The following is an 8,514-nucleotide window of genomic DNA, read 5'->3' on the forward strand; positions in this document are numbered from 1 at the left end:
GTCGGATACCTTCTGGTCCTCGTGGCCGCTGTGGCGGCGCTCGTCGCGATCGCGGTCGCGACGTTCGAGCGCCGAGACGTCGGAGTGTAGGAGGCCGGTTCGCACATGGACGGACACGACCCGCTGAACCCGCTGGACGGACACGACCCGCTGAACCTGCTGGACGGATACGCCGAACTGCTGGAGGCCGCGGCGGCGACCGGCAGGCGTCCATGGCGAGCCGAACTGGAGGCCCGCAGGGCGGCGGGCGGCCGTGCGCTGGAGCACTCGGTCTCCCTCAGGGCGCTCGTCGAGGCGCATCTGACGGCGACCGAGGCGTCCTGGGAGCGGGTGACCCGGCAGGCGGTGGGCACCGCGGCCCAGTTGCGCGGTGTCGGCCAGGCGGTGCTGACGGCCACCAGCCTGGCGGTCTCCGCGGCGGCCGACGGGTACGAAGGCGCCCAGCGGAAGGCGCTCGACGGGGAGACCGCCTCCCGGTCGGAGTTCGTCCGCGACCTGCTGTCGGGGACCCGCGACCTCAGCCGGCTGATGCATCGCGCGCGCCGGTTCGGGCTGACGTTCGCGGGCGCCCAGACAGTGACGGTGGCGCGGTCCGAGGACGGCTTCAAGGACGCCGACTCGGCGGTGCGCGCGGTGGAGACCGCCCTGGTCTCGCGGTTCGGGGCGCACAATGTGCTGGTGGCGGTGCACGATTCGCTGCTGGTGTGCGTCGTGGCGGCGACGCTGCGGGGCGCGGTGGGCGAGTTCGCACACCGGGTGTTCGCCACGCTCGGGGCGAACGGCGGCTGGCAGATCGGCGTCGGAAGGCCGCATGCCGGGCCCGGCGGGGTGCGCCAGTCCTTCGAGGAGGCGCGGGAGACCCTGGACGTCGGCCGGTCGCTCGGCTTCCGCGCCCCGATCCTGCACGCCGCGGACTTCCTGGTCTTCCCCGTACTCCTGCGGGACCGCGCGGCGATGACCGATCTGGTGCAGGCGGTACTCGGCCCGCTGCAAGGGGCGCGCAAGGGCGCGGAGCCGCTGCTGGACACGCTGTCGGCGCTCTTCGCCTGCCGGGGCAACAATGCCGCCGCCGCACGGCAGTTGGGGATCACCGTCCGGGCGGTGACCTACCGCCTGGAGCGAATCCACCGGATGACCGGATATTCGGCGACGGAGGAGACCCAGCGCTTCACCCTGGAGGCCGCCGTCCTGGGGGCCCGATTACTGGGCTGGCCCGGGGTGCCGCTGCCCGGGCCGGACTGAGCGGACCACGGGCAGGTGGTGGCGCTGGGGTTACCACCGGTGTGGGACCCATCACAGGAGGTGACAGAGTGAGCGAGGGGCAGCGGATGTGACGCCCGCCACTTCGAAGTGGCGGGCGTCGTCGGGTGTTCCGCGTCCCGTACGGCGGGGCCGGGGACCCGATGGGGGCGACATCCGCCGATCCGCGCGGCCCCGGGCCGTATCCGGTCCAGCACGGACCAGGCTGAGAACCGCTGAGAACCGCTGAGAACCGATGAGAACCGAGTCGGGCGTTCGTCCCCATCGTGCGTGTGCACTGCACCTGAGCCATGCGGGTTGAATCCTTACGGGGAGGTCGGGAGTTGTGGGCGATGGATTCCTCTTACTGGAGCGGGAACGCGAGATCGGACTGGCGGCGGACGCGATCGATCGGATCTGCCGGAGCGAGGGCGGCATTCTCGTCTACGAGGGTTCGGCCGGGATGGGGAAGTCCAGTCTGCTGCGCGTCCTCAGGGACGACGCCGCCGCCCGGCGGGTGCGGGTGCTGTCCGCGCGCGGCGGCGAGCTGGAACAGGACTTCGCCTGGGGAGTGGTACGGCAGCTTTTCGAGACCTGGCTGAGCGCGATCCCGGCGGATGAGAGCCGCACCCTGCTGTCCGGCCCCGCGACCCTGGCCACGTCCCTTTTCGAGTACCGGGACGCACTGACCCGGGACCCGGGAGACCTGCACGCCGTACTGCACGGTCTCTACTGGCTGTGCCAGAACCTCTCCGCGCAGAAACCTCTGGCCCTCGTCATCGACGACGTGCAGTGGTCGGACACCGCGTCCCTGCGCTTCATCAGCTATCTGGCGAACCGGCTCGAAGGAACCAGAGTCGGTCTCATCCTGGGCGGTGCGCCCACGGACGACGGGGTGCGTGAGCACCTCCTGTCCTCCATCTACGCGTCGCCCGCCGTCCGGCTCGTCCGGCTCGGGCCGCTGAGCCGCCAGGCGGTACGCGCCATGACAACGATGTGCTTGGAGAAGGAACCCGCCGAAACCTTCGCCCAAGCCTGTCATCACGCGACCGACGGCAACCCTCTCTTCCTGTGCGAACTGCTGGCGGAGGTGGCGGCGGAGGGGCTGGCCCCCGAAGCGGCGGCGGTGCCCCGCGTCGAAAGGCTCGCCCCCCGGCGCGTCGCGGTCGATGTGCTGCGCCGGCTCAAACGGCTGTCCGACCGGGCCGTCCGGGTCGCCGGGGCCGTGGCGGTCCTCGGCCCGGACGCCGCCCCCAGACACTGCGCCCAGGTGTCGGCGATGAGCGACGACGAACTGACCGGCGTCGCGGGCTCGCTCATCGACGCCGGAATGCTGCGCCCCAGCACCCCGTACACCTTCTCCCATCCGATCATCAGCACAGCGGTCTACGCGGCCCTGACCGCCCGCGACCGCAACAGGGCACACCGCCGGGCGGCCCGCTCGCTCGCCGACGCCGTCGCCCCGCCCGAGCGGGTCGCCGAGCATCTGTGCCGTACGCAGCCGGGCACCGACCAGTGGGTCGTCAGCAGGCTGCGGGCAGGCGCCCGGGATGTGCTGCGGGCCGGCAGCCCCGAACTGGCGGCCCGGTTTCTGCAGCGGGCCCTGGCCGAACCACCCGCCCCGGACATCGGTTCGGCGGTCCTGGCCGAACTCGGCGCGGCCGGGTTGCGGGCGGGGGACCGGGGCGCCATCGGACACCTCAGGGAGGCCCTGCGGCGGACCACCCGGTCCGCACAGCGCCGAGCCGTACGGCTGGACCTGGGCCAGGCGCTGGTCGCGGACGGCCGCTACGAGGAGGCCATGGAGGTCCTCGGTGAGGAGAGCGCGGCAGCCGCCCCCGGCGGCCCGGGGTACTCCTGCCGCCTGATGCCGCCCCGGACCGCCCCGGTCCGGGGCGACGCGGACACTGACACGGACGGGGAGGCGGCCGGCTGCCGCGCCGGACCGAGGAGCACCCGCCGTGCCCAGGCGGCCTTCGCCGCGCTGCACCGCGGCATCCCGGCCGCACGGGTCGCCCGGCTGGCGGCGAGCGCGCTGGAGGGCGGAGTGGCCCTGGAGCCCCACGACGTCGAAATGCAGCCCCCGATCCTCGCCGCACTGGTGCTCACCTGCTGCGACCGGCTGCCCGACGCCGAACGCGTCCTCACCGACACGATCCACCAGGCCGGTGAGGAGGGGCAGTTGCTCGCCGCCGCCACCGCGACCGGCCTGCGCGCGATGGTGCTGTTCGAGGGCGGCCGGCTGCCCGACGCCGAGCGCGAGGCGAGATCGGTGCTCCGCGGCGTGACGGAGGACTCGCTGACGGTGGGCAGTGTCCCGCTGGCGGCGGCGGTGCTCGTGTCGAGCCTGATCGAGGCGGACCGGCCCCAGCAGGCCGAGGACCTGCTGACCCGGCTCGGCCTCGCGGGACCGCTCCCGGAATCGGGCTACTTCCTGCCCCTGTGGATCGCCAGGGGACGGCTGTCGATCGCCCTGGGGCGCCTTGAGGAGGGGGCACAGGACCTGCTCGCCTGCCGGGACCTCGCACGCGACCGGGGCTGGGACCACCCCACTCTGGTGGCGAGCTATCTCCCAGCGGCGGCCCACGCGCTGTCCTGTACGGGACGGGTCGACCTGGTCCGGGAGTGCGTCCGGGACCAGCTCGGCCGGGCGCGTCTGTTCGGCGCGCCCAGACCGCTCGCGGTGGCGCTGCGCACCCATGGGCTGCTGATCGGCGGCCGGGCGGGCCTGGAGCGGATCGAGGAGGCGGCGGAGATGCTGCGCGACTCCCCTGCGGTGCTGGAACTGGGGCAGACACAGGTGGCCCTGGGGTCGGCGCTGCGCCGCGCGGGGCACCGGGGCGACGCCAGACGGCACCTCCTGGCGGGCATCGAGACCGCCCAGCGGTGCGGCGCCAGAGGGCGGGAGAAACAGGCCCGCATCGAACTGCGCCTCGCCGGGGGGAGGCTGCGCGGGGCCCAGGTGTCGGCGGCCACCCCGCTCACCCCCGCCGAACGGCGGGTGGCGCTGAAGGCGGCGGAGGGCCGCAGCAACAAGGAGATCGCCCGGGAACTGTTCGTCACGGTCAAGACCGTGGAGTGGCACCTCAACCAGACGTATCCGAAGCTCGGCATCAGCCGCCGTTCGGAGCTTTCGCACGCGCTCACCGCCTCGGGTGTGCTGGCCGAGGAGGAGTGTGACATCGCGTGACCGGGCCCTGGGGTGCTTGCTGGGGATACCCCTGGGGTGGGGTGGACGCCGAGCCGGAAGGCTGAGGCAAAACCGCGAGAGACCCGGAAGGGGCCGAACCAGTGACGCAGACCAACGAGGGAGGCGGCCCGGTGGCGCCGACCGACGGCGAACGCGCGTTCGCCGACCGGATCGCCGTGCACTGGCGGGACGTCCACGGGGTCACGGTCGAAATGGGCCGCATGATGGGCTGGATGATGATCTGTGACCCGCCCGAGCAGACCGTGTCGGAGATCTGCGCGGCCGTGGACGTACGGCCCGAGCAGATCGAGCCGATGATCGACCACTTCGTCGAGGCCGGGATGTACGAGCGGATCGAGCGCCCCGGCGCCGAGGCCGCGGTGCGGATGCAGGACGACGGTTATCCGCGGGTCGTGGCCCAGACGTTCGCCAGCTGGCCCGATTACCACGAGGTCATGCGGTACGGACTGCGGGTGCTCGACGACGTCGGCGCGACCCCCGACCGCCGTCGCAGACTGGCCGAACTGGAGGCCCTGTACCGGTCCGTGGTCGGCGATCTGGCGGGCCTGATGAAGACCTGGAACGAGTCCGTCAAGCATTCCGTCGCCTAGCGGACGCCGACGCGGACGCGGACAGGGACACGACGCGGCGGGACCCGACACCGGGGCGGAAGCCGAAGCCGAAAGGAACTGGGACATGGGGACGACGGTCGAGTATCCGCTGCTGTCCGACGGCGAGCGGAAATTCGTGGACAAGGTCGCGGACTACTACGCGGCCAACGACGGAATGGAGCACGCGCGCGGACAGGTCATCGGCTGGCTGATGATCTGCGACCCGGCCGGACAGACCGCGCGTCAGCTGTCGGGAACGCTCGGCGTCCCACGGGAGACGGTGGACCGCATCGTCCAGCAGATCACCCCGCTGAACGACGACAAGAGCGTGTTCGCGCGCGAGGGCGAACTGACCGACACCGACTACACGGTGTGGATGCGGGAGAACCGGTGGGCACCGAAGATCGAGAAGATCTTCGCCGATCTCCCCGCCCTGCGCAGGATCATCCAGAGCGGCCTGGACGAGATCGGGGACGCCCCGGCCGGGCGCCGCCGGCGGCTGGCGAACATGGAGCGCTTCCTGGGCTATATGAGCACGGAGATTCCCGGCGTGCTGGCGCGTGCCGCGGCCAAGCCCGCACCGAACTGAGGGCCGAGGCCGGACAGGCCCGTGCCGGCGCGACGGCCGGGGGAGGAGTGGTGGTGATGGGCACTCTCGCTGATGGCATACGGGCGGCCGAGCGGCTGATCGAGCCGGAATCCCTCGGCTGCCCGGACTTCCGGCGCGACTACGGCATCCGGTACGCCTATGTCGCCGGGTCGATGTACATGGCCTGCTCGTCCGAGGACATGGTGGTCCGGCTCGGCCGGGCCGGCCTCCTCGGGTACTTCGGCACCGGTGGCCTCAGACCGGCCAGGGTCGTCGCCGGAATCGAGCGCTTCCGGCGGGAGCTGGGCGACGGCCCGTACGGGCTCAACATCCTGCCGCGCTGGGAGAGCCCGAAGAAGGAGGCGGAGACGGTCGAGATCCTGCTGAGGCACCAGGTCCACCAGGTCGAAGCCTCGGCGTTCATCCGGCCGAGCCGCAGTCTGGTCCGCTACCGCGTGACCGGGCTGCGGTACGCACCGGACGGCTCGGTGCACATCGCGAACCGGCTGACCGCGAAGGTCTCCCGCCCCGAGGTGATCCAGCGATTCCTGGGCCCGCCGCCGCGCGAACTGGTCGCCGAACTGCTGGCGGCCGGGGAGATCACGGCCGAGGAGGCGGCGCTGTCCCGGCGTATCCCGATGGCCGACGACCTCTGCGCGGAGGGCGACTCCGGCGGACACACCGATCAGCGCCCACTCGTCGTCCTGCTGCCCGAGACCATCCGGCTGAGGGACAGCGCCATGCGCGAGTTCGGGTACACCCGCCGGGTCCGGGTGGGCGCGGCGGGAGGTCTCGGCACACCGTCCGCCGTGGCCGCCGCCTTTGTGATGGGCGCCGACTTCGTCCTGACCGGGAGCGTCAACCAGTGCACGGTCGAATCCGGGGCCAGCGAACCGGTCAAGGACATGCTCCAGCGGGCGTCCGTGCACGACACCGCCGTCGTACCGGCGGGCGACATGCTGGAGGCGGGCACCCGCGCCCAGGTGCTGCGCCGGGGCCTGTTCTACCCGGCGCGGGCCAGCAGGCTCTACGAGCTGTACCGCAACCACGACTCGCTGGACGACCTCGATCCGGCCACCGCCGACGAACTGCAGCACACCTACTTCCGGCGCAGCTTCGACGACGTCTGGACGGACGTCCGCGCCTACTACCAGCGCGCCAACCCCGAGGCCCTCGCCTGGGCGGAACGCGACCCCAAACACAAGATGGCACTGGTCTTCAAGGCGTACTTCGTGCAGGCCAAGCGGCTCTCCATAGCGGGCTCGCCGGACCACCAGGTCGACTACCAGATCAACACCGGACCCGCGATCGGAGCGCTCAACGGCCATCTGCGGGGAACGCCCCGGGAGAACTGGCGCAACCGGCATGTCGACGACATCGCGCATCTGCTCATGCGCGGCGGGGCGCGGCAACTGTCCGAGCGGCTGCACGCCATGGCCCGCCCGCCCGGCGCCACCCCCCGACCCGTACCGACCGTCCCCGGACGGAGCGAGCCATGACCGAGATCCATCTCTTCCCCGGTCAGGGTTCGCACCGGGTGGGCATGGGCGGGCCCCTGTTCGACCGCTATCCGCATCTGGTGCGGCAGGCCGACTCCGTCCTCGGGTACTCGGTGGCCGAACTGTGCCTCGAAGGCCCGCCGGAGCGGCTGGGCGACACCCGGTACACCCAGTGCGCCATGTATGTGGTGGGCGCCCTGTCGTACGTGGAGGAGGTACGGACCACCGGGGTGATTCCCGACGTCGTCGCCGGACACAGCCTCGGCGAGTACGTCGCGCTCTTCGCGGCGGGCGGCTTCGACTTCCGGACCGGCCTCGAACTGGTGGCGAAACGCGCCGAGTTGATGGCGGAGGCGGGCGACGGGGCCATGGCCGCCGTCCTCGGTCTCGACGAGGCCGCGGTGCGCGACCTGCTCCGGGAGCGGGGAGCGGACACCGTCGACATCGCCAACCTCAACGCCCCGGACCAGATCGTGGTCTCCGGCCCGGTCGGGGACATCGAGCACCTCACCCCCGTGTTCTCCGAACGGGCCACCGCGGTCGTCCGGCTCCAGGTGAGCGGAGCCTTCCACTCCCGCTATATGAGCACGGCAGGACAGAAGTTCCGCCGGTTCCTGGGCCGTTACCGGCCCGCCCGGCTGAGGATTCCGGTGATCGCCAATGTCACGGCGGAGCCGTACCGCGACGACGCCTTCGCCGACACCCTCTGCCGTCAGCTCACCCAGCCCGTCCGCTGGAGCGAGACGGTCGGACACCTGCTGGACCGGACGGACCCCCGGCTGCGGGAGATCGGCCCCGGCACCGTCCTGACCGGGCTCACCCAGCGGATCCGAGCAGGCCGGACGCGGGCCACCGTCGGTGACGTCGAGCACTGAGAGGAGAGACCCCGTCCATGGAACCGATGGAGCCGATGCACCCGGTGCGGCCGATGGACCCGATGGACCCGGTGGACCCGGTGCGGCCGGAGGGCCCGAGCGGGCCGGTGGTCAGGGTGGAGCGGGTGCGGCCTGGGGACCCGATCGAGCCGGTGGACCGGGTGGAACCGGAGCACCGGATGGACCCGGCGGAGCCGGCCGGACCGGCCTCGTACGGCCTGCTGGTGACGCGCGGGACGGTGGAGTCGTTCGCCCGCGCCACCGGCGATGTCAGCCCGCTGCACATCGACCCGGCGTACGCGCGCCGGACGCCCTTCGGCGAACCCGTGGCACACGGAGTGCTCGCCGTCCTGCTCGCGCTGGCTTCGGGCCCGCCGCGGCCGGGCCGCCGGCTCTCCCGGCTGCGGGCGAGGTTCCCCGCGCCCGTGCGGCTCGGCCGGCGGTACGCCGTGACCGTCGACGAGACGGGCGCGGAGCGGACGGCACTGCGCATCCACGACGGCCCCCGGAC

General features: G+C 72.3%; 7 protein-coding genes. All 7 read left to right on the plus strand.

All coding sequences use genetic code 11. The annotated features are described in order from the left end of the window. The first annotated feature begins 105 nt into the window (after positions 1 to 105). Positions 106 to 1,242 (plus strand): PucR family transcriptional regulator, encoded by a 1,137-nt coding sequence (locus tag ACWF94_RS25515; protein ID WP_453492884.1) that lies wholly within the window; start codon positions 106 to 108, stop codon positions 1,240 to 1,242. Between the two features lie 343 nt (positions 1,243 to 1,585). Further along, positions 1,586 to 4,429, plus strand: coding sequence for a helix-turn-helix transcriptional regulator (locus tag ACWF94_RS25520; RefSeq protein WP_453492887.1), 2,844 nt, complete (start codon positions 1,586 to 1,588; stop codon positions 4,427 to 4,429). Positions 4,430 to 4,530: 101 nt separating this feature from the next. Further along, complete coding sequence (locus tag ACWF94_RS25525) at positions 4,531 to 5,040, plus strand: hypothetical protein (protein ID WP_453492890.1); 510 nt, start codon at positions 4,531 to 4,533, stop codon at positions 5,038 to 5,040. An 85-nt stretch (positions 5,041 to 5,125) separates the two neighbouring features. After that, positions 5,126 to 5,629, plus strand: a complete 504-nt coding sequence (locus ACWF94_RS25530; RefSeq protein WP_453492892.1) for a hypothetical protein — start codon at positions 5,126 to 5,128, stop codon at positions 5,627 to 5,629. 56 nt (positions 5,630 to 5,685) lie between these two features. After that, positions 5,686 to 7,128 carry a PfaD family polyunsaturated fatty acid/polyketide biosynthesis protein gene (locus tag ACWF94_RS25535; protein ID WP_453492895.1) on the plus strand — a complete coding sequence of 481 codons (1,443 nt, stop codon included), beginning with the start codon at positions 5,686 to 5,688 and terminating at the stop codon, positions 7,126 to 7,128. Continuing rightward, the gene (fabD, locus tag ACWF94_RS25540) at positions 7,125 to 8,003 is read left to right on the plus strand and encodes an ACP S-malonyltransferase (protein ID WP_453492898.1); all 879 of its coding nucleotides are present in this window, start codon (positions 7,125 to 7,127) and stop codon (positions 8,001 to 8,003) included. The genes ACWF94_RS25535 and fabD overlap by 4 nt, the downstream gene beginning before the upstream one ends. A 17-nt stretch (positions 8,004 to 8,020) precedes the next feature. Then, the coding region (locus ACWF94_RS25545; RefSeq protein WP_453492901.1) for a MaoC/PaaZ C-terminal domain-containing protein at positions 8,021 to 8,514 on the plus strand (494 nt) is incomplete at its 3' end.

The organism is Streptomyces sp. NPDC055078, assembly GCF_053607985.1.

Coding starts and splice junctions, on each gene's coding strand:
- ACWF94_RS25515 (WP_453492884.1), top strand. CDS start 106: ATGGACGGACACGACCCGCTGAACCCGCTGGACGGACACGACCCGCTG.
- ACWF94_RS25530 (WP_453492892.1), top strand. CDS start 5,126: ATGGGGACGACGGTCGAGTATCCGCTGCTGTCCGACGGCGAGCGGAAA.
- ACWF94_RS25535 (WP_453492895.1), top strand. CDS start 5,686: ATGGGCACTCTCGCTGATGGCATACGGGCGGCCGAGCGGCTGATCGAG.
- fabD (WP_453492898.1), top strand. CDS start 7,125: ATGACCGAGATCCATCTCTTCCCCGGTCAGGGTTCGCACCGGGTGGGC.